At 68.5% G+C, this 22,004-nt stretch carries 17 protein-coding genes; 11 read left to right on the top strand and 6 right to left on the bottom strand.

All coding sequences use genetic code 11. The features are described from left to right. Positions 1-83: 83 nt before the first annotated feature. Positions 84-599 (top strand): TlpA family protein disulfide reductase, encoded by a 516-nt coding sequence (locus ACFONC_RS14515; protein ID WP_386745258.1) that lies wholly within the window; start codon positions 84-86, stop codon positions 597-599. Between the two features lie 20 nt (positions 600-619). On the opposite strand, the gene ACFONC_RS14510 is transcribed toward ACFONC_RS14515, so the two are convergent. Genes ACFONC_RS14510 through ACFONC_RS14500 form a run of 3 tightly spaced genes read right to left on the bottom strand, consistent with a single transcriptional unit; the run spans position 620 to position 2,048 of the window. Continuing rightward, the gene (locus ACFONC_RS14510; RefSeq protein WP_386745256.1) at positions 620-1,201 is read right to left on the bottom strand and encodes a DUF998 domain-containing protein; all 582 of its coding nucleotides are present in this window, start codon (positions 1,199-1,201) and stop codon (positions 620-622) included. An 11-nt stretch (positions 1,202-1,212) separates the two neighbouring features. Beyond that, entirely contained in the window at positions 1,213-1,428 is a 216-nt protein-coding gene (locus ACFONC_RS14505) for a helix-turn-helix transcriptional regulator (protein ID WP_386745254.1), read from the bottom strand. Beyond that, positions 1,425-2,048, bottom strand: a complete 624-nt coding sequence (locus ACFONC_RS14500; protein ID WP_386745252.1) for a hypothetical protein — start codon at positions 2,046-2,048, stop codon at positions 1,425-1,427. Before ACFONC_RS14500 ends, ACFONC_RS14505 begins: the two co-directional genes overlap by 4 nt. Positions 2,049-2,180: 132 nt before the next feature. Between ACFONC_RS14500 and trxA the strand changes: the two genes are divergently transcribed. Next, positions 2,181-3,074: a thioredoxin gene (trxA, locus tag ACFONC_RS14495; RefSeq protein ID WP_386745250.1), complete on the top strand. Its 894-nt coding sequence runs from the start codon at positions 2,181-2,183 to the stop codon at positions 3,072-3,074. 118 nt (positions 3,075-3,192) lie between these two features. After that, a complete protein-coding gene (locus ACFONC_RS14490) occupies positions 3,193-3,666 on the top strand; it encodes a DUF4442 domain-containing protein (RefSeq protein ID WP_386745248.1) in 474 nt (157 codons plus the stop codon). Positions 3,667-3,672: 6 nt separating this feature from the next. Here ACFONC_RS14490 and ACFONC_RS14485 read toward each other — a convergent pair whose 3' ends face one another. Beyond that, positions 3,673-4,989 (bottom strand): hypothetical protein, encoded by a 1,317-nt coding sequence (locus tag ACFONC_RS14485; RefSeq protein WP_386745246.1) that lies wholly within the window; start codon positions 4,987-4,989, stop codon positions 3,673-3,675. A 120-nt stretch (positions 4,990-5,109) separates the two neighbouring features. On the opposite strand from ACFONC_RS14485, the gene ACFONC_RS14480 reads away from it, so the two are divergent. The 6 genes from ACFONC_RS14480 (at position 5,110) to ACFONC_RS14455 (ending at position 15,520) form a co-directional block, all read left to right on the top strand. Beyond that, positions 5,110-7,209: a protein kinase domain-containing protein gene (locus ACFONC_RS14480; RefSeq protein WP_386745244.1), complete on the top strand. Its 2,100-nt coding sequence runs from the start codon at positions 5,110-5,112 to the stop codon at positions 7,207-7,209. Between the two features lie 62 nt (positions 7,210-7,271). Then, positions 7,272-7,979, top strand: coding sequence for a DUF502 domain-containing protein (locus ACFONC_RS14475; protein WP_386745243.1), 708 nt, complete (start codon positions 7,272-7,274; stop codon positions 7,977-7,979). Between the two features lie 19 nt (positions 7,980-7,998). Continuing rightward, complete coding sequence (locus tag ACFONC_RS14470; RefSeq protein ID WP_386745241.1) at positions 7,999-8,769, top strand: queuosine precursor transporter; 771 nt, start codon at positions 7,999-8,001, stop codon at positions 8,767-8,769. A gap of 182 nt (positions 8,770-8,951) precedes the next feature. Further along, positions 8,952-10,772, top strand: coding sequence for a DUF885 domain-containing protein (locus tag ACFONC_RS14465; RefSeq protein WP_386745240.1), 1,821 nt, complete (start codon positions 8,952-8,954; stop codon positions 10,770-10,772). A 264-nt stretch (positions 10,773-11,036) separates the two neighbouring features. Further along, on the top strand, positions 11,037-11,936 hold the full coding sequence (locus ACFONC_RS14460; RefSeq protein WP_386745238.1) for an ABC transporter ATP-binding protein: 900 nt from the start codon (positions 11,037-11,039) through the stop codon (positions 11,934-11,936). Between the two features lie 2 nt (positions 11,937-11,938). Then, complete coding sequence (locus ACFONC_RS14455) at positions 11,939-15,520, top strand: ABC transporter permease/M1 family aminopeptidase (protein ID WP_386745236.1); 3,582 nt, start codon at positions 11,939-11,941, stop codon at positions 15,518-15,520. A gap of 157 nt (positions 15,521-15,677) precedes the next feature. Here the strand turns inward: ACFONC_RS14455 and ACFONC_RS14450 are convergent, their stop codons facing one another. Beyond that, complete coding sequence (locus ACFONC_RS14450) at positions 15,678-17,009, bottom strand: DEAD/DEAH box helicase (protein WP_386745235.1); 1,332 nt, start codon at positions 17,007-17,009, stop codon at positions 15,678-15,680. A 355-nt stretch (positions 17,010-17,364) separates the two neighbouring features. Continuing rightward, entirely contained in the window at positions 17,365-17,673 is a 309-nt protein-coding gene (locus ACFONC_RS14445) for a putative quinol monooxygenase (protein WP_386745233.1), read from the bottom strand. A gap of 131 nt (positions 17,674-17,804) precedes the next feature. Here ACFONC_RS14445 and ACFONC_RS14440 point away from each other — a divergent pair, with 131 nt between their 5' ends. Both ACFONC_RS14440 and ACFONC_RS14435 read left to right on the top strand, forming a co-directional pair. Beyond that, on the top strand, positions 17,805-19,646 hold the full coding sequence (locus tag ACFONC_RS14440) for a monovalent cation:proton antiporter-2 (CPA2) family protein (RefSeq protein ID WP_386745231.1): 1,842 nt from the start codon (positions 17,805-17,807) through the stop codon (positions 19,644-19,646). A 139-nt stretch (positions 19,647-19,785) separates the two neighbouring features. After that, complete coding sequence (locus ACFONC_RS14435; protein WP_386745283.1) at positions 19,786-21,873, top strand: M13 family metallopeptidase; 2,088 nt, start codon at positions 19,786-19,788, stop codon at positions 21,871-21,873. Positions 21,874-22,004 lie beyond the last annotated feature (131 nt).

Genomic DNA, 22,004 nt, shown 5'->3' with positions numbered 1-22,004 from the left:
GGGGCGGCTCGCAAGCCTACCGCAGTGCACAAATTGCCGCCATCGGGCCGCAATATGATGCGTGTGCCCTCGGGAGAAAGCGCATGAGTCAACCCGCGAGCGAGCCACCGATGGCCGGGGCATCGCTGCCGCCGGCGCCGGAGTGGACGGTGTCACGCTGGTTCAACGCCGATGGCGCGCCGTCGCTGCAATCCCTGCGCGGGCGGGTGGTGTTCCTGCACGCCTTCCAGATGCTGTGCCCGGCCTGCGTGCAGCACGCCGTACCGCAGAGCCTGAAGGTGGCCGCCGCATTCGCGTCCACGGACCTGGCCGTCGTCGGCCTGCACACGGTGTTCGAACACCACGCGGTGATGGGTCCGGACGCGCTGCAGGTGTACCTGCACGAGAACCGCATCGGCTATCCGGTTGGCGTCGACTCCCATCGCGACGACGACCCGGCTACGCACCCGCTTCCGCTGACCATGCAGGCCTACGCCATGCAGGGCACGCCGACGCTGATGCTGATCGACCACCAGGGCCGGTTGCGAAGGCAGCGTTTTGGCCTCGTCGACGACCTGCGCCTGGGCGCCGAGATCGCAACGCTCCTCGCGGAGCCGTAGGTCGGGGGCGTAGCCCCGACCTACGGGCGGGCACTCGCCTCCCACCCCACGACGACCACCCACGCCAGCCACGCCGCGAACACCACGCGCTGCGCCACCGCCGGCGCCAGCAAGTCCAGCGGCAGCATCGCCAGCAGCATGATGACGACCGCCAGCACGGCGCTCGCCGCGGTCAGCAAGCGCCACGGTCCGCGCGCACGCGATCCGATCGCCAGCAGCACCGCCGCCGGCAGCAAAGCCACCCACCACAGCGTCCACATGGTCGCGTGCAGGCGGCTGGCATCGGACTCCAGGTCGCTCGGGTCCAGCGGCAACAACCCCTGCGCGGTGAATGCCAGCGCCGACAGCAGCGCCAGCCACGCACCGATGCGCGCGGCCCACGGCGCGGCATCGCCCATCGTCACGCGCAGGCGCCACGCGACGAATGCCGCCAGCACGCCCGGCAGCACGAAGCCCAGCACGTTGAACGCCAACGCATGCGGCAGCCCGCGCGCGCCCAGCAGCCCGACCGGGTGCGTCACTTGCGAATAACCATCGAGCGCCGCACCAAGACCGGCGACCGCAGCACCGAACAGGACCGCCGCCGCGATCGCAGCGAGCATCGCCAACCGCCTCATTTCGACTCCCACCGGAACACCTCTTCCACCCCGACCCCGAACGCCCGCGCGATCCGGAACGCCAGCTCCAGCGACGGCGCGTACCGCCCCGCTTCCAGCGCGATGATCGTCTGCCGGGTCACGCCGCAGGCCTGTGCCAGCGCCTCCTGGGTCATCTCGCCGTGCTCGAAGCGCAGGCGGCGGATCTCGTTGGCGATCGGCGTTCCGCTCACCGCCGGTCGCGCCAGTAGTAGACGATGGTGGCCGCGTTCTCGAACAGCCAGCCCAGCAGCAGGCCCAGGAACAGCAGCAAGGCCACCGTTGGCGGGTTCGCCCACGCCAGCTTGTGCGCCGGCGACATGCCCAGGGCGACCATCAGTACGACGACGCAGGCGATCAGCGCGTGGCGCCCCCACTTGGCGGCACTGCGCCTGATCGCGCGATCACGCTCGTCCTCCTGCACAGCCTCGCCGCGGCGCCCGCGCAGCACCGTCGTAATGACCACGTAGGCCACCACGATCTCCAGCAGCGTAACGCTCGTCGCCTTGTTCCCCATCCAGGACACCGTGAACGCGGAAGCATTGGACAGCAGCCAGGCGATCAGCACGCCGGTATAGACCAGGGCCAGCCAGGCATCGACCTCCGCTGGCGCGGCCATTCCCTCGAAGCCGGTCCGCGGGCGTACCGAAAACTGGATCGCGGCGACCACGCTGCCGGCCGCCAGCAGCAGCGGCCCGATCGCGTACAGCGGCGATTCGTCGAGCGGACCGGGCTCCCAGAACACGAACCAGAGCCCGACCAGCACGGCAACCAGGCCGGCGGCGAACTTTGCGGAGCTGTACCTGATTTCCATGTCGGATCTTCCGTACAAAATGTAAGCTACACATTACATTTGCTTTGCCCGATGTCAAGTATTTTTGACATCCTGTTGGAAACAGGGCCAGCTGGCACAATCTCCCGCTGAACGCGCTACGGAACCCCCTGCATGTCCCTCGAATCGGCACCCCACGCCACCCGCCCCCACGTCTTCGACGCCACCACCGCCACTTTCGAGGCCGAAGTGCTGCAGAAATCCCTGCAGACACCGGTCCTGGTCGACTTCTGGGCCGAATGGTGCGGGCCGTGCAAGGCGCTGGGCCCGATCCTCGAAAAGCTGGCCGCCGAGTTCAACGGCGCCTTCGAGCTGGCCAAGGTCGACACCGAGGCCGAGCCGCAGATCGCCGGCGCGTTCCAGATCCGCTCGATCCCGACCGTGTTCCTGGTCAAGGACGGGCAGATCGTCGACGGCTTCCAGGGCGCGCTGCCCGAGGGCCAGGTGCGCGAGTTCCTGACCCACCACGGCGTCGCGCCCGCCGAGGCCGCGGCGGCCGACGAAGCCGCGCCCGAACAACCCGCGCCGCCCGCCGACCCGCACGCCGAGGTGCTGCGCCTGCGCAAGGCGATCGAGGCCGAGCCTGGCAAGGACGAACTCAGGCTCGACCTCGCCCTGGCCCTGCTGCAGACGGGCGCCGCCGCCGAGGCCGGGAAGCTGATCGACGCCCTGCCCGCCAACCTCGCCACCGACGACCGCACGATCCGTGCGCGGGCGCGGCTGGGCTTCGCGGCCGTGCTCCAGGACGCCCCGCCGCCGCAGGCACTGGAAGCCGCCATCGCCTCCAACCCGGACGACCTCAAGGCCCGCCACCTGCTCGGCGTGCACCACATCGTCAGCGGCGACGCCGAGGCCGGGTTCGAACAATTCCTCGAAATGCTGCGCCGCAATCGCGACTTCGAGGACGCGCTGCCGAAGAAGGCGCTGATCGATGCCTTCCGCGTGGTCGAGGACGAGGACCTGGTCGGCCGCTACCGGCGCAAGATGTCGTCGCTGCTGCTGGTATAGACCCGCAGGTCGGGGCTACGCCCCCGACGGTTCTTCGCCGGATACCAAAAGCATGTCGGGGACGTAGCCCCGACCTACGGCATTCCTGGCACGAAGCTGTCATCCCGCACGGATCACCATGGCCCGCAAGGTTTCCGCCTCCACCCTCCGCCGCGTACTCAACGTCTGGCCGCCATTCCTGTTCGCGGGCATCCGCGTGCGCACGGTTTCCGACGACTACCGCCACGCGCGCGTGGAGCTTCGGCAGCACTGGTACAACCGCAACTTCGTCGGCACCCACTTCGGCGGCAGCCTGTTCGCGATGACCGATCCGTTCTGGATGATCATGACGATGCAGGCGCTGGGCGACGGCTACATCGTCTGGGACAAGGCCGCGGAAATCGAGTTCGTCAAACCCGGGCGCGGCACGGTGGCGGCGGAATTCCGGCTCGATGACGCGGTGCTGGAACAAATCCGCGCCGCCACCGCCGGTGGCGACAAGCACCTGCGCTGGTTCGAAACACCGATCAGCGACGCTGAAGGCGACACGGTCGCGCTGGTGCGCAAGCAGGTCTACGTGCGGCGCAAGAAACCGCGCGACGCAACCGCCTGAGCAGGATCAGTCTTGCGACTGCCGCACGGCCGGCAGCGGCAGCTTCCACCAAGCCCGGTGCGACGCGTCGAACTGCCGAAGTTCCACACCCTCTCCACCATCGACGAAGCGCAGTTCGCGGTTGCGGCTGCGCGTTTCGGCCCAGAACCGGCGCAGGCGCTCCTCGCGTGTGGACGGATCGACGTCCAAACCGTGCAGAGATGCGACGCCGCGCAGCAGGTCCAGCCGCGCACCCGAATCCTGCGCGCGCCGGCCATATGCGACATAGGCTGGCGTAGCGATGTCGGCCAGGATGCACCCGGCAAGATTGGCGACACATTCCATGCGCAACAGCGGGCGATGCTCCTGCGACCAGTCCCACGACTCGTCCGCGGCAAGCATCGCCCGGGTCGCCCGGCTGCACGCCAGCGCGAAGTTCCCCGCGATCAACGCCCTGCTCTTTTCCGGGTCGTAGAACAGCTGGTTCCACGCGGCCTGCAGGGTTCCGGCACGACTTGGGCTTTCGACCGCTTCGATCGCCGCCGCACTGGATGCATACTCGCCTCGCATCGCCTCGCAGATGGAGAGTTCATCCACCGACACCGGCGCCAACGCCGCTTCGCATGCGGGCGGCAGCGGATGACCGGCGGGAAGTTCGGCCAGCATCTGCGCCAGCAGGCGACCATAGCCGTCCGTGGCCAGCCCGATGCCCAGCATCTTCACGATCAGCGAATCGGCATTCCTACCCAACCCGCGCCACGTCCGCACGCCCGTGCATGCCCGGGCAAGGCCTGCGTCGACGTCGCCCGACGCGTACGCCTGCGCAGCACGCGTGATCCCCAGGGGCGCCAGCGAGAATATCGGCATCGGTGCCCTGACATCGGCCGGCACCTGGCTTCGATAGAAGTCGTATCCGGACAACGCGGCGATCCGGTCGAGCAGCACCCGATGCCGCGCCACCAACGCCGCGTAGCCGTCGGGATCTGTACGCACCTGCTGCAGGCAGTCACCGCGCAGGGGACAGAACAGCGCCTTGTCGGCGTCGTTGGGCTGCAGGTCGCGATACTGCGGGGCCGCACCCTTGCCCGGCCGCGCGTCCGGTGACCGGGCCAGTTCCGCGCGAATGCGTTGCATGTCGGCCGTCGCGACCTGCCGCAGCCGCGCGTCGGGAACATCGCGATCCAGCAGCCAGAGCGCGGCGAACGCATTGCGCCCCTCCGGCTCCGGCGATGGTTGCAGCAGCGCCATTGCATCGCGCTGCATCGGCGTCGGCGGTTGCAGGCGTGACCACGTCCACAGCAGCGCCCCCACGATCAAACCGCCTGCCAGCACCAGCAGGGCCACCCGGGCGAACCTGAGCATCGACACCCCCTATCCTTCCAGCATCACCTTATCGGAACCGCGAGCGTCGTTCATCCCCAACCTGCGCACACGACGTATGCTTGGCCGGCCACGGGGGGAACCATGCGCGACACGCTGTCTGACGAGAGCGGAAAGGCATCGCTGCCGGAGATCACCGGTTACACGCTGCTGCGCGCGATCGGGCATGGCGGGATGTCGACGGTGTACCTGGGCGAGCAGGTTTCGCTGTCGCGCCAGGTCGCGATCAAGGTGATGCTGCCCGAGGCGCTGGCCGACGAGGTCAGCCGGCGGCGGTTCGAAAACGAAGCGCGCACCATCGCCCGGCTGGAACACCCGCACATCGTCGGCATCCATGACGTCGGCCGCACGCGCGACGGCCTTCCCTACTATTCGATGCCGCACCTCACGCGCGGCCACCTCGGCCAGCGCATCAACGCCAGCAACCGCGGCATGGACCAGGCCCGGGTCCGCGAGATACTGCATGCGCTGCTGTCCGCGCTGGGCTACGCGCACGCGCGCGGCACCATCCACCGCGACGTCAAGGCCGAGAACGTGCTGTTCGACGAAACCGACCGGCCACTGCTGGCCGACTTCGGCATCGCCCTGCGGCGCGGCTACGGCACCCGCGTCACCACCACCGGCATGGCCGTGGGCAGCACCGCCTACATGGCGCCGGAACAGGCCCGCGGCGAGGAGGTCGACCACCGCACCGACCTGTACGCGATCGGCGTGCTGGCCTGGGAGATGCTCACCGGCAAGCTGCCCTACGACGCGGGCGACGCGGTGTCGATGGCGATCATGCACGTCAAGGACCCGATCCCGCGCCTGCCACCGAGCCTGCGCCACTGGCAGCGGTTCATCGACCGTGCCCTGGCCAAGGGGCCGATCAAGCGCTACCACGACGCGGCCCACATGCTGTCCGCGCTCGAGCGCGTGCCGCAGCGCAGCGGCACCCACGAGATGCTGGCCCTGCCCGCGCTGCGCGAGCAGGTCGCGAAGGTGCGCACGATGCCGGTATGGGCGTGGCTGGGCGTGGCGCTGGTGGTGGCGGCGGGCGTGGGCGTGTTCCTGCGCCAGGGTGGCGGCGACAAGGACTATTTCCGCGTCGCCAGTCCCGACGTGGTGGCCATGACCGAGAACGAGGCCACGTTCGCCTTGCCGGCACCGCCTGATCCAAACGGCCGGCCGGTCGCCGGCGATCCCGCCAGCGCCCTGCTGCGCGCCGCACCCGTCTCGAACGCCGAGCACTGGGTGACGAAGGCCGACGAGCAGATCCGGCGCGGTCGCCTCGGCACGCCCGCGGACGGCAACGCCCGCGACAGCCTGCTCGCTGCGCAGCGCAGCGATGCCAGCTACCTGGGCCTGCCCGCGGCCGTGGACAGGTTCGTCGATGCGAGCGCGGACGCGGCCGTGCGCGGCATCCGCGACAACGAGTTCAAGCTCGCCGCCGCGCGCATGCGCGATGCGATGAAGGTCGCCGAGGCCACGCAGCGCGCCGACGGTGGTGCCGTCGACAAACTGCACCGGCGCGTGGCGCAGGCGCTGCAGGCGCGCATCGACGCCAGCGCCGCGACATTCGACCGCGCGGGCGCGCAGCAGGTCGTGGAAGCGGCGCGTACCCTGGGCCTGTCGCGCGCGGACCTGGGGAAACTGTCCGCGCGCGCAAACGACATCCCGGCGCCCGGCGAACCGCTCGACAAGCTGCCCGGCGACATGGTGCTGGTGCGCAACGGCGGCAGCGTGTTCGCCGCATCGCAACGCCCGGTCAGCCGCGACGAGTACGCACGATTCGCCAACGCCACCGGCCGCGAACCCGCGCGCTGCCGCGCAAGCGCGTCGCTGCTGCGGGTGCTGGCACCGCGCGACTGGACGTCGCCCGGGTTCGAGCAGTCCGGAAGCGACCCCGTCGTCTGCGTGTCGTGGGAAGACGCCAACGCCTACGCCCGCTGGCTCGACCAGCGCAGCGACCATGCCTATCGCCTGCCGCATGCGCGCGAGGCGGAACTGCTGCCGGCGGCGAAGTCGGCGCGGCAGGTCTCGGCCTGGAACAGCGACTGCAGCGGGAACTGCAGCCGTCGCATCGGCAGCGGGGCAAGCTGGCGCGGCGAGACCGGCACCCGCCCGCTCGATGCCACGCGCGGCTACGACGACGTCGGCATCCGCCTGGTCAGCGACCTGCCGCACGGCGGCGCCGCACGCTGATGCACGCTGCCGGGCATGGCGCCGGCCGGTAGAATCGCGCCATCTCCATCCGGTCGTAGAACATGTCCACGCAAGGTGCGCCGCCGCCACGCCACGGCTTCAAGAAGACCCTGCTCACGGGCCTGCTCACCCTGCTGCCGATCTGGCTGACCTGGGTGGTGGTGAAGTTCGTGTTCGTGCTGCTCAGCGACCTGAGCGCGCCCTGGGTGCTGCCGCTGTCGCGCCGCATCGCCGCCAGCGACCCGCGGCTGCTCGGCTGGTTCGCCGACGCGTGGGTGCAGACCACCATCGCCATGGTCGCCACGGTGCTGGTGATCCTGCTCGTCGGCTGGCTGGCGCGGCGCGTGGTGGGGCAACGGCTGCTGGCGTGGTTCGAAGCGCTGGTCGCACGCGTGCCGCTTGCGAGCACGATCTACGGCAGCGCGCGCAAGCTGCTCGACATCCTGCAGACCAAGCCAGACGGCACCCAGCGCGTGGTGCTGATCGACTTCCCGCACGACCAGATGAAATCGGTCGGCTTCGTCACCCGCGTAATCCGCGAACATGGCACCGGCCGCGAACTCGCCGCGGTATACGTGCCGACCACGCCGAACCCGACGTCGGGTTACCTGGAGATCGTGCCGGTGGAGAAGATCACGCCCACCGACTGGACGGTCGACCAGGCGATGAGCTTCATCATCTCCGGCGGCGCGGTGTCGCCCGACTCGATCCCGTTCGCGGTGCCGGGTGCCGCGCAGGCACACGACAACGCAGGGCGCGAACTGCCGTGACCGCGCCCTCTGTCATCGCATGAACCGCCTGATCGACGACCGCACCACCCGGCTGTTCATCGCGCTGGCCGCGTTCTTCTGCGTCAACGCGGTGCTGGCCGAGTTCATCGGCGTCAAGATCTTCGCGCTCGAGGACACGCTCGGCATCGCGCCGCTGGAGTGGAACCTGTTCGGCCAGAGCGGCTCGCTCAGCTTCACCGCCGGCACGCTGCTGTGGCCGATCGTGTTCATCATGACCGACACGATCAACGAGTACTTCGGCCGCAGCGGCGTGCGCTTCATCAGCTGGCTGGCGGCGGCGCTGATCGTGTACGGCTTCGCGTTCGCGTTCATCGCCATCCACCTGGCGCCGGCGGCGTGGTGGACGGGCATCGCGGCCGACCAGGGCGTACCGGATTACCAGGCTGCGTTCGCAGCGGTGTTCGGGCAGGGGCTGTGGACGATCTGGGGCTCGCTGGTCGCCTTCATGCTCGGCCAGCTGATCGACGTGAGCGTCTACCACCGCATCCGCCGCCGCACCGGCGATCGCCATGCGTGGTTGCGGGCGACCGGTTCGACTGCCGTATCGCAGCTGATCGACAGTTTCGTGGTGCTGTACATCGCGTTCGTGCTCGGGCCGCAGCACTGGGAGCTGTCGCTGTTCTTCGCGGTCGGCACGCTCAACTACATCTACAAGATGCTGGCGGCGGTCGCGCTGATCCCGCTGCTGTACCTGGCGCGCGCGGGCATCCGCCGCTACCTCGGCGACGCCCGCGCGGCCGAGCTGCAGGCGCACGCGGCCGCTGGCTGACCCTGCGTACGGCGCGCAGGCGCAGGTCCATGGACTTGCGCGGGAGCGGCGGCAAGAGCTCGCGGCCGAAGCCGCTCCTGCAGGGGGTTGGCTATTCCTGCGGAGATTCGATGACCTTTGGCCCATGCCGTGGCCGGGTCATCGGGTGAGAGTCGGAGTTTGCCACCGCTCCGGGGAACCCCATGACCGCCCGACCGCTGCTGCTCAGCCTCGCCATCGCCGCCACGCTCACCGGGGCGCTCGCCATCCCGTCGCCCGCCTTCGCGCAGGAAGCCACGACCGCCACGGCGCCCGCCAGCGACAAGGCCGCCAGGCTCGACGCCCTGTACGAACAGTACTGGGAAGAATTGCTCAAGCTCAACCCGCTGCAGGCGACGTTCCAGGGCGACAACCGCTACAACGACCAGCTGCCCGACTTCTACAGCGCGCAGTTCCGTGCGAAGTCGCACGACTTCACCACGAAGTGGCTGCAGAAGATCGAGTCGGTCGGCAGCGAGGGCCTCTCCGGGCAGGACCTGCTGAGCTACGAGATCTTCGTGCGCGACGCGAAGGACGAACTCGAATCGGAGAAGTACCCGGGCTGGATGATGCCGGTCAACCAGATGGGCAGCATCGCCAGCTACGCGATCATGCTCGGCTCGGGCACCGGCGCGCAGCCGTTCAAGACGGTGCAGGACTACGACAACTGGCTGGCGCGCGGCAACCGCCTGCCGGTGCTGTTCGACAGCGCGATCGACAACATGCGCCAGGGCATGAAGGCCGGCGTGGTGCAGCCGCGCGCGCTGATGGAAAAGGTGGTGCCGCAGCTCGACGCGCTGATCAAGGACAAGCCCGGGGACACGCTGTTGTGGGGGCCGATCAAGTCGATGCCGGCCGATTTCAGCGACGCCGACAAGGCGCGCCTGACCGCGGCCTACCGCGAGATGATCGGCGAGCGCATCGTGCCTTCGTTCCGCAAGCTGCGCGACTTCATCGCCGACGAATACCTGCCCGCCACGCGCGACAGCGTGGGCCTGGACAAGCTGCCCGACGGTGCGCAGTGGTACGCCTTCAACGCGCACCAGTCGACCACCACCGACATGACGCCCGCCGAAATCCACCAGCTGGGCCTGGACGAAGTCGCGCGCATCCACGGCGAGATCCGCAAGGTGATGGCCGAGGTCGGCTTCGAAGGCACGCTGCAGGAGTTCTTCGAGTTCATGAAGACCGACCCGAAGTTCAGCTTCGAAAGCGAGGACGCGCTGCTCACGTACTACCGCTCGCTGGAGGACCGCATCAACAAGCGCATCCCCGAGCAGTTCTCGCTGGTGCCCAAGGCGCCGTTCGAAATCCGCCCGGTGGAACCGTTCCGCGCCAAGTCCGCCGCCGGTGGCAGCTACATGTCGCCCAGCGAGGATGGTTCGCGCCCGGGCATCTTCTACGTCAACACCTACGACCTGCCCACGCGCAAGACCTGGGATGCGGAAGACCTGTTCCTGCATGAAGCGATCCCCGGCCACCACTTCCAGCTCGCGCTGCAGCAGGAACTGACCGGGCTGCCGAAATTCCGCCGCTTCGGCGGCGAGACCGCCTTCATCGAAGGCTGGGGCCTGTACGCTGAGTCGCTGGGCAAGTCGCTGGGCGTGTACGAGACGCCGTACGACTACTTCGGCTACCTGCAGAACGAACTGTGGCGCGCGATCCGCCTGGTCACCGATACCGGCCTGCACAGCAAGGACTGGACCCGCGAGCAGGTCATCAAGTACATGCTCGAGAATTCCGCCGAAAGCGAAACCCAGGCGACCGCCGAAGCCGAACGCTACATCGCCTGGCCCGGCCAGGCGCTGGCCTACAAGATCGGCGCACTGAAGATCCAGTCCCTGCGCGCGAAGGCGGAGAAGGCGCTGGGGCCGAAGTTCGACGTGCGCGAATTCCACGCCGAGGTGCTCAAGGACGGCGCCGTGCCACTGCAGATCCTCGAAGGCAAGATCGATCGCTGGATCGCCGGGAAGCAGAAGGGCTGAGGCCAGTAGAAGTCGCGGGTTTCTGTCCGTCATTCCCGCGCAGGCGGGAATCCATGCCCGGATACACGAAACCGTGACCAGAGCCTGCAATCCCGCAGGGTCCCGGGCCAGCAGTGCCGTCGTCGTGAAGATCTCCGGCATGGATCCCCGCCTGCGCGGGGATGACGGCAGGAAAGTGCAGCGATCGCGTCCATGACTTTCGCCGCGCGGCAAACGTCGCGCGCAGCGTTTAGGATGTCCGCTGCTTCCGGGGACCCGCCATCCATGCTCAAGATCCGAGATCTGTCCAAGACCTACGCCAACGGCGTGCAGGCCCTGAAGGGCATCAGCCTCGACATCCCGACCGGCATGTTCGGCCTGCTCGGGCCCAACGGCGCCGGCAAGTCCACGCTGATGCGCACCATCGCCACCTTGCAGGATGCCGATTCGGGCAGCGTGCACCTGGGCGACCTGGACGTGCTGGCCGACAAGACCGAGGCGCGGCGGCGGCTGGGCTACCTACCGCAGGAATTCGGCGTGTATCCCAAGGTTTCGGCGATGGCGATGCTGGACCACTTCGCGATCCTCAAGGGCGTGGTCGACGGCAGGCAGCGCAAGGATCTGGTGAAGGCGCTGCTGCAGCAGGTCAACCTGTGGCCGGTGCGGCACCGCAAGCTCGGCACGTTCTCGGGCGGCATGCGCCAGCGCTTCGGCATCGCCCAGGCGCTGATCGGGCAGCCGCAGCTGATCATCGTCGACGAACCCACCGCGGGCCTGGACCCGCAGGAACGCAACCGCTTCCTCAACCTGCTGGCCGAGGTCGGCGAGCAGGTTGTGGTGATCCTGTCCACGCACATCGTCGAGGACGTCACCGACCTGTGCCCGCGCATGGCGATCATCGCCCAGGGCGAACTGCGCCTGACCGGCGAGCCGCGCGAGGCGATCGCCTCGCTCGACGGCCGGGTGTGGAAGAAGACCGTCGACAAGGCCGCGCTCGACGAGCATTTCGCCGCGCACAGCGTGCTGTCGTCGCGCCTGGTCGCCGGCCAGCCGGTGATCCACGTGCTCAGCGACGGCAATCCGGGTGAAGGCTTCACTGCCGTGCCGCCCGACCTGGAGGACGTGTACTTCGGCGAGCTGCGGCGTGCCGCGGCCAGCGACGCCGCCACCGCGAAGGCGGCCTGACCATGCTGCGCCACCTGCTGGGATTCGAGCTGGGCCAGCTGCTGAAGAACGGCGTGTTCTGGATCGTCGTCGCGGTCTACGCGCTGATGGGCTTCGGCACCATGGCCTCCGACGACGTCAGCATCGGCGGCGGCGTCGGCAACATCATGCGCAATGCGCCTGCAGTGGTCATCTCGATCCTCGGCTCGTTCAGCGTGATCAGCGTGCTGCTGGCGACGATCTTCGTCGCCGGCATCGCGATCCGCGACTTTGAGCAGCGCACCGCCGAGCTGTTCTTCGCCACGCCGATGAAGAAGCGCGACTACCTGCTGGGCCGCTTCGGCGGCGGCGTGATCGCCACCTTCGCGATCATGCTGGCGATGGCCATCGGCCTGTACGTCGGCAGCCTGATGCCATGGCTGGACAGCTCGCGCCTGGGGCCGACGCCGTGGCTGGCCTACGCCTGGGCGTTCGGCGTGCTGGTGCTGCCGAACCTGCTGTTCGTGTCGTCGCTGATGTTCCTGCTGGCGACGCTGACGCGGTCGATGCTCTACACGTACCTGGGCGTGATCGTGTTCTTCGTGCTGTGGACGATGTCCGGCTCGTTCACCAACGACCTCGAAAGCCGCTGGATCGGCGCCCTGGTCGACCCGTCGGGCGGCACCGCCGTGGCCGAGCACATCCGCTACTGGTCCAGCGCCCAGTTCAACAGCCAGCTGCCGGAACTCACCGGCCTGCTGCTGGGCAACCGCGCGCTGTGGCTGGGCATTTCGCTCGTCATGCTGGTGGCCGCGTTCAGCCTGTTCCGCGCCGACCGCGAGGGCATCGTGCTGCGCCGGCGCAAGGCGACGGCCGAGGCCGCCGACGACGACGCAGGCACGGCATCGACGCTGCCGCAGGTCGCCCTGCGCAGCGACTGGCGCGCGCAGTGGCGCCAGTACCTGCACCAGTCCTGGTTCGACCTGCGCAACACGCTGCGCGGCGCGCCGTTCATCGTGATGGTGGTGCTGGGACTGCTGCTGACCTTCACCGTCATCAAGTTCAGCGGCCTGATCTACGGCACCAAGACCCTGCCGGTCACCGCGCAGATGCTCGACATGATCGGTGGCGGCATGAGCCTGTTCCTGATCATCATCATCACCTTCTACGCCGGCGAGATGGTGTGGCGCGAGCGCAGCATGCGCGTGGCCGAGGCCACCGACGCCTACGCCGCGCCGGACTGGGTGCCGCTGGCGGCGAAGATGACCGCGCTTTCGGGCCTGGTCGCGGTGGTGTTGCTCGCCTGCGCGCTGTTCACAGTCTGCTACCAGCTGGTCGACGGCTACACCAACATCGAGCCGATGCTGTACGCAAAGGGCCTGGGCATCCAGCTGGCTTCGTTCGTGCTGATGGCAGCGCTGGCGGTGTTCTTCCAGGTCGTCACCGGCAACATGTTCGTCGGCTACGTGCTGATGATCGCCTACCTGGTCGTGCGCGTGGTCATCCGCATGTACGACTTCGACCACCTCCTCTACAACTACGGCGCCGCAGTGCGGACGCCGTACTCGGACATGAACGGTTACGGCCATTTCATCGGTCCGTGGCTGTGGTCGCGCGCGTACTGGGGCGCGTTCGCCGTGTTGCTGCTGGGCGTGGCGACAGCGATGTGGCCGCGCGGCACTTCGCTGGGCTGGAAGGACCGGCTCAAGACCGCGAAGCTGCGCCTGCGCAGCACGCCGCTGCGCGCGACGCTGGTGATTGCCCTGCTGGCCTTCGTCGGTGCGGGCGGCTGGATCTACTACAACACCAACGTGCTCAACGAGTACGTACCCGGCGACCTGGCCAAGCAGCGCCAGGCCGACTACGAGAAGGCCTACGGCAAGTACCGCGACCTGCCGCAGCCGCGCATCACCGACATCCGCGCCGACGTGGACATCTTCCCCGAGGCGCGCAGCGTGACGATCAGCGGCAGCTACCGCATGGTCAATCGGACCGCGGAGCCCATCGCCGAACTGCATGTCACCATCAGCCCGGACCTGGACGACATCCGGCTCGACTTCCCCGCCCACACGCTGGTCGAATCCGATCCCGTCTCCGGCTACCGCATCTACCGGCTGGACACGCCGCTGGCACCTGGCGCCGCGATGGACCTGGAGTTCGGCTACACGTCCCGTCCGCACGGCTTTCCGCTCAACGGCGGCGACACCGCGGTGGTCTACAACGGCACCTTCTTCAACAACTTCGCCGCGCTCCCGCAGATCGGCTACGACGCGCGCCGGCAACTGCAGGACAGCAACGACCGCAGGAAGTACGACCTGCCCGAGCAGCCGCGGATGCCGCCGATCGACGACCGCAACGAGTGGAACAACAACTACATCTCCGGCAACGCGGACTGGGTGAACTTCCAGACCACGGTCTCGACGTCATCCGGGCAGATCGCGCTCGCGCCTGGCTACCTGCAGCGCAAGTGGACGAAGGACGGCCGCAACTACTTCGAGTACAAGTCCGAAGCAAAGCTGCTGCCGTTTTTCTCCTGGCTGTCGGCCGACTGGCAGGTCAAGCGCGACCGCTGGAACGACGTGGCGCTCGAGGTCTATTACGACGCCAAGCACCCTTACAACGTCGACCGCATGATCCAGTCGGCGAAGAAGTCGCTGGACTACTACACGCGCGAGTTCTCGCCCTACCAGTTCCGCCAGCTGCGCATCCTGGAGTTCCCCAGCTACGCCAGTTTCGCCCAGGCCTTCGCCGGCACCGTGCCCTACTCCGAATCGATCGGATTCATCGCCGACCTGCGCGACAAGGACGACATCGACTACGTGTTCTACGTGACCGCGCACGAGGTCGCGCACCAGTGGTGGGCGCACCAGGTGGTGGGCGCCAACGTGCAGGGCGCGACGATGCTGTCCGAATCGCTGGCGCAGTACTCGGCGCTGATGGTGATGGAGCACGAGTACGGGCCGCAGAAGATGCGCAAGTTCCTCCGCCACGAACTCGACACCTACCTGATGAGCCGTGCCACCGAGCGCGTGCAGGAACTGCCGCTGGCGCTCAACGAGAACCAGCAGTACATCCACTACAACAAGGGCTCGGTGGTGTTCTACGCGCTCAAGGACGCGATCGGGGAGGAAGCGTTCAACCGCATCCTGGCCGGCTTCCTCGACAAGTGGGCGTTCAAGGGCCCGCCCTACCCGACCACGCGCGATTTCCTGGCCGACCTGTACGCGGGCACCGACGAGAAGTACCACCCGCTGATCCGCGACATGTTCGAACGCATCGTGTTCTTCGACAACCGCGCGGTCGAGGCGACCGCGAAGAAGCGGCCCGACGGCAAGTACGCGCTGACCCTGAAGGTGCACTCGGCCAAGCTGGTCGCCCAGGGCAAGGGCAAGGAGGCCGAGGAGCCGATGGACGAGATCGTCGACATCGGCGTGTTCTCGCGCCCGCCCGGCGGCGAGGAGTCCGACGAGAAAGTGCTGTACCTGCAGAAGCACCACATCACCGGCACCGACAACACAATCGAGCTGGTGCTGGACGAGGAGCCCTACGAGGCCGGCATCGACCCGTACAACAAGCTGGTCGACCGCAGCTCCGGCGACAACCGCAAGCGGGTGACGGTGCAGTAACGCACCACCCGTTTGTCGTAGGAGCGGCGGAAGCCGCGAGCTTTTCGATCCGGCAAAAAGCGACGAAGAGCTCGCGGCTTCCGCCGCTCCTACATGAACCTCATGCACGAAAAAGGGCCGGCATTGCCGGCCCTTTTTCATGCTGCGAGCGCAACCGTCAGCCGACGCGCGTACCGCGACGCCCGGCATACGCGCCCTGCCCGCTCTTGCGCTTCGGGCCGGCGTGGCCCGGGGCACCGTTGCGCGCGCCCGGCTTGCCGTGCGCGCGGTGCGCGGGCTTGCCCGGCGGACGCTGGCCACCCTGGCGCTGGCCGCCGCCGTTCTTCGGGATCGGTGCATCCAGGCGGATCGGCTTGCTCGGCGCGAAACCGTCGACGGTGTCCATCACGATCTCGGCCTTGAGCATGCGCTGGATCTGCCGCAGCAGCCCGCCTTCTTCCGGCGACACCAGCGACAGCGCCTCGCCCGTGGCGCCGTTGCGGCCGGTGCGGCCGATGCGGTGCACGTAATCCTCGGCGACCATCGGCAGGTCGTGGTTGATCACCAGCGGCAGGTCGGGGATGTCGAGGCCGCGCGCGGCGACGTCGGTGGCCACCAGCACGCGCGCCTTGCCGGCCTTGAACAGGTTCAACGCCTTCTGCCGCTGCGCCTGGCTCTTGTTGCCGTGGATCGCGACGGCGCGCAGGCCGGCGGTTTCCAGCTGTTCGGCCAGGCGGTTGCAGCCGTGCTTGGTCTTGCCGAACACCAGCACCTGGTCGGTGTGGCGACGGGTGAGGATGTCGATCAGCAGGTCGCGCTTGCGCGAGCCGTCGACCGGATGCGCGCGGTGCACGATGGTTTCGGCGATGGTGTTGTTCGCCGCCACCTGCACCTGCTGCGGGTTGCGCATGAACTCCATCGCCAGCGCCTTGATCCGCGCCTCGAACGTGGCCGAGAACAGCAGCGTCTGGCGCTCCTTCGGCACGCGGTTGACGATGCGCTTGATCGCCGGCAGGAAGCCCATGTCGAGCATGCGGTCGGCTTCGTCGAGCACCAGCACCTCGATCGCGTCGAGCTTGGCGCTGCCGCGCTCGAGGTGGTCGATCAGGCGGCCGGGGGTGGCGACGAGGATGTCGACGCCGCGACGCAGGTTGTCGACCTGCGGGCCCATGCCGGCGCCACCGAAGATGGTGGTCACGTTCATGCGCAGGTGGCGGCCGTAGGTCTTGATGCTGTCGGCGACCTGCACCGCGAGCTCGCGCGTGGGCACCAGCACCAGCGCGCGCGGCTTGCGCGAGCCGTTGGGCGGGGTCAACTTCGACAGCCGCTGCAGCAGGGGCAGGCCGAACGCGGCGGTCTTGCCGGTGCCGGTCTGGGCGCCGCCGAGCAGGTCGTGGCCGGCGAGCGCCAGCGGGATGGCTTCGAGCTGGATCGGGGTCGGCGCGTTGTAGCCGTTTTCGGACAGCGCGCGCAGCAGTGCGGGCGAAAGCCCGAGTGTTTCGAACGTCATTGGTTTCTTGCTCCTGGAATCGACGCCCGCCGGCAACGAGTCCGCGCATGGCGCGCGGGCTCCCGTCGGGAGGATCGATGGTTTGCCCGGAGCTATCCGTAACCGCGCCGCGGGCAAGGGTTTGACGGTTGCCGGATGCTCCGGACCGTGCCTGCGCGACGAAGGACGTGCGGGATAAGGCCGCGGGGAGCCGACTGCTCGGCCGTCGCGGCAGGCGTACCAGGATCGTAACTGCCCGGGAATCGATCCGGGGCAGCGGCAGCCGTGTTGCAGGACCGGGGGAGTCTACGTGAATGCGGGTGCCGTCGCCAGCCGGCGCGGGCGGCCGTTCAGCCGCGCGCAGGCGCCGCGCGGGTCACTTGGCCGCCAGCAGGTCGACGCTGGTGACCTGCGGCGGGCGCGCCAGCAGCTCCTCGGTCCGTTCCAGCAGCAGCCTGGCCACCTCGCCTTCCAGGTGTGCATGCGGCCCTGCCTCGCTGTCGAAGGTGTCGAAGATGCCGAACGTCGACGGCCCGGACTTGAACGCGTACCAGCTGCGCGTACCCGCCTCTGCCCGCGCCAGCGGCAGCGCGCCGAGCGGCAGCGCGCCGAGCAGCAGCGCCTCGACCTCGGCCTCCTTGCCCGACTTCGCCTCGATGTTCACCAGCACGGCCAGTCTCGCCATCCCACGCCTCCTCGCTGCGGTGCGATCCGGTGCAGCATCGCAGGCGCCGGGTGAGCATCCGGTGTTGGCGCGCCGCACGGATGCCGGGCCGGCGCCGGTTATATTGGCGCGCCGCCCACCGGAGAACGCCCATGTCCGCCGAATTCGATGCCGGGCAACTGGTCCGCGTGGTCGCCCTGCTGGGCTCGGCGGTGGTGGTAGTGCCACTGTTCCGGCGACTGGGCCTGGGTTCGGTACTGGGTTACCTCGCCGCGGGACTGGCGATCGGGCCGTTCGGCCTGGGCTGGTTTTCCGATCCGCAGGCAATCCTGCACGTCGCCGAGCTGGGCGTGGTGATGTTCCTGTTCGTGATCGGCCTGGAAATGCGGCCCTCGCACCTGTGGAGCCTGCGTCGGCAGATCTTCGGCCTGGGCTCGCTGCAGATCGCCACCTGCACGCTCGCGTTGACCCTGGTCGGACGGCTGCTGGGGCTGGCGTGGCCGTCGGCGTTCATCCTCGGCGCCGGCTTCGTGCTCACGTCCACCGCGATCGTGATGCAGCTGCTCGACGAGCGCGGCGACATCACCCAGCCGCGCGGGCAGAAGATCGTGTCGATCCTGCTGTTCGAGGACCTGCTGATCGTGCCGCTGCTGGCGCTGGTGGCGTTCATGTCGCCGCAGGCGGCCGAAGGCGGCGTGGGCGCGCGGCTGGCCGACATCGCGGTCGCGGTCGGCGCGCTGGCCGGGCTGATCGTCGCCGGCATCTACCTGCTCAACCCGATGTTCCGCATCCTCGCCGCCGCCGGCGCGCGCGAGGTGATGACCGCCGCCGCGCTGCTGGTGGTGCTGGGCGCCGCACTGCTGATGCAGCTGGGCGGGCTGTCGATGGCGATGGGCGCGTTCCTGGCCGGCGTGCTGCTGTCCGAATCGACGTTCCGGCACCAGATCGAGGCGGACATCGAGCCGTTCCGCGGCATCCTGCTGGGGCTGTTCTTCCTCGGCGTGGGCATGGCGCTGGACCTGTCGGTGGTCGCCGAGAACTGGCCGCTGGTGGTCGCCGGCGTGCTGGCGCTGATGGCCGCCAAGGCGCTGTGCATCTATGCCGTCGCGCGCGTGCTGCGCAGCCCGCACGCCGAGGCGATGGACCGTGCGGTACTGATGGCGCAGGGCGGCGAGTTCGCCTTCGTGCTGTTCGCCGCCGCCGGCGCGTCCGGCGTGATCGACGCGCGCGCCGACGCGAACGCCACCGCGATCGTGGTGCTGTCGATGGTGCTCACGCCGCTGTGCATGCTGGCGCTACGGCGCTTCGCGCGCGAGGCGCAGGCATCGATGGACGGCATCGAGGAAGTGCACGACCGCACCGGCAGCGTGCTGATCATCGGCTTCGGCCGCTTCGGCCAGGTCATGAGCCAGTCGCTGCTGGCGCGGGACGTGGACGTGACCATCATCGACAACGACATCGAGATGATCCGCAGCGCCGCGGATTTCGGCTTCAAGATCTACTACGGCGACGGTACCCGGCTGGACGTCCTGCACGCCTCCGGCGGCGGCGTGGCGCGGGTGATCGCGGTGTGCGTGGACGACCGCGCGGCCGCGGACCGGATCGTCGAACTGGCCACGCACGAATTCCCGCACGCGAAGCTGCTGGTGCGCTCCTACGACCGCGAGCACTCGCTGCAGCTGATCGCCGCCGGGGTGGACTACCAGATCCGCGAGACCTTCGAGTCGGCGGTGGAGTTCGGCAAGGCGGCGCTGCAGGCCATGGGCATCCCCCAGGAGGACGCCGACATGATCGCGACCGAGATCCGGCGCCGCGACGCCGAGCGCTTCGAACTGGAGATGGCCGCGTCCGGCGACCTGCGCGCAGGGGCCGGAATGCTGATCGGCAACGGCCCCCGGCCCACCCCATTCACCCCGCCGCGGCGCGAGAGCCGCTCGCTGAACGCCGACCAGCCGCCCGCCCCGGCGGCCGGCGACGCCCCGCCGGCGCCATGACCTTCGACACCCCCGACCCGCCGGACGCGGGGGTATCGTGCCCTGATGCCCGGAACCGTCCGGCGGGCCGGCATGCTTCTTTCCATCCAATGCCCTGACGGGCCCGGAGATCCAAGTGACCGTGAGAAAACCGCAAGCCCTGCTCCTTTCGCTGGCCGTGGCGCTGGCGCTGTCCGCATGCACCGGCGACAAGGCCGACAACGCCGCCGCAACCGACGCCAACGCCGACACCCCGAACGAAACTCCGGCGCTGACCCTGGACGAGAGCAAGCTGCCGCCGGTCAACCGCTTCCAGTTCGCCGACATCGACGACAGCAAGAACGCCTGCACCGACCTCAACGCCTACGCCAACGGCAAGTGGCTGGCCGCCAACCCGGTGCCAGGCGACCGCACCAGCTGGGGCGCGTTCGAGATGCTCGATGAGCGTTCGGTCGGCGTGCAGCACCAGCTCGCCGAGCAGGCCGCAGCCGACGCCGACGCCACCGGCGTGGAGAAGATCGTCGGCGACTTCTGGGCCACCGGCATGGACGAGGCCGCAATCAACGCGCAGGGCATCGCGCCGATCCAGGACCGCCTGGACGCGATCGCGAAGCTCGACAGCGCGGACGCCATCGCCGACTACCTGCGCGCGACCGCGGCCAAGGGCGAGAATTTCCTGTTCGGCTTCGGCGCCGAGGCCGACTTCAAGGATTCGGCGATGAACATGGCCTACGCCATGCAGGGCGGCCTGGGCCTTCCCGACAAGGGCTACTACTTCGACGCCGACAAGAAGGCCAAGCTCGACGCCTACGAACAGCACGTGGCCAAGGTGCTGGAACTGTCCGGCGTACCGGCCGCCGATGCCGCCGAACAGGCGAAGTCCGTGATCGCGTTCGAGACCCGCCTGGCCAAGGTGTCGAAGTCGAGCGAGGAGATGTCGCGCGACGTGTCGCTGTTCTACAACCCGGTCACCATGGAAGAGGCCGACAAGCTGACGCCGAACTTCTCGTGGACGAAGTTCTTCGAGTCGCAGGGCGTCGCGCCACAGGAGAAGTTCTCGCTCGCGATCCCCGCCTTCCAGGAGGAGTGGAGCAAGATGCTGGCCGACACCGCGCCGGCCACCTGGCAGGCCTACCTGCGCTTCCACACCGTCGACGGCGCCGCGCCGTACCTGAGCGATGCCTTCGTGCAGGAGAACTACAACTTCTACGGCAAGGCGCTGCGCGGCCAGGCGGAGATCAAGCCGCGCTGGAAGCGCGTGCTGTCCACGATCGAATCCAACGCCGGCGAGGCGTTCGGCCAGATGTACGTCAAGGTCGCGTTCTCGCCCGAGTCCAAGGCCAAGATGGAAACCCTGGTCAAGAACCTCGGCGTCGCGCTCAAGGCCCGCATCGAGAAGCTCGAGTGGATGAGCGACGAGACCAAGAAGAAGGCCATCGCCAAGTGGGAGACCTTCACGCCCAAGATCGGCTACCCCGACAAGTGGCGCGACTGGTCGGGCCTGGCGACCAACCGCGACAGTTACATCGGCAACGTGCTTGCGGCCAACGAGTTCAACTACAAGTGGAACCTGTCGAAGATCGGCAAGCCGGTCGACAAGACCGAGTGGGGCATGACGCCGCAGACGGTCAACGCCTACTACAACCCGCTGCAGAACGAGATCGTGTTCCCGGCCGCCATCCTGCAGCCGCCGTTCTTCGACCCGGACGCCGACGACGCCACCAACTACGGCGGCATCGGCGCGGTGATCGGCCACGAGATGACCCACGGCTACGACGACCAGGGCGCGCGCTTCGGGCCGACCGGCAACTTCGAGAACTGGTGGACCGACGCCGACGCCAAGGGTTTCGCCGCGCGCACCGGCAAGCTGGTCGACCAGTTCAACGGCTACACCACCGAGGCCGGCGGCAAGGTCAACGGCAAGCTGACGCTGGGCGAGAACATCGCCGACCTGGGCGGCCTGAGCACCGCCTATGACGCGATGAAGGCCGCGACCGAAGGCAAGGAAGACCCGAAGACCGACGGCCTGACCCGCGACCAGCGCTTCTTCCTCAACTGGGCCACGGTGTGGCGCCGCAACTTCACGCCCGACGAGCTGAAGGTGCGCCTGACCACCGACCCGCACGCGCCGGCCAACTTCCGCGCGATCGGCGCGCCGTCGAACATGCCCGCATTCGCGGAAGCGTTCGGCTGCAAGGCCGGCGACGCGATGGTGCGGGGCGACGACGAAAAGGTCGTGATCTGGTGACGGCAAAGCGTCCCCGGCACTTCACTATCCCGGCGCGCTGCGGCGCGTTCGACAACCGGGTGTGCGAGTGCCGCGGGGGCGCGGTGGTGATCTGGTGATGCACGCCACGCGCGGCTGAGCCGCGCGCCGTG

Origin of the sequence: Luteimonas soli, from assembly GCF_042648865.1 — a bacterium.
In the GTDB taxonomy this organism is placed as follows: Bacteria; Pseudomonadota; Gammaproteobacteria; order Xanthomonadales; family Xanthomonadaceae; genus Luteimonas; species Luteimonas soli.
This window is presented reverse-complemented; position numbering and strand designations above follow the sequence as displayed.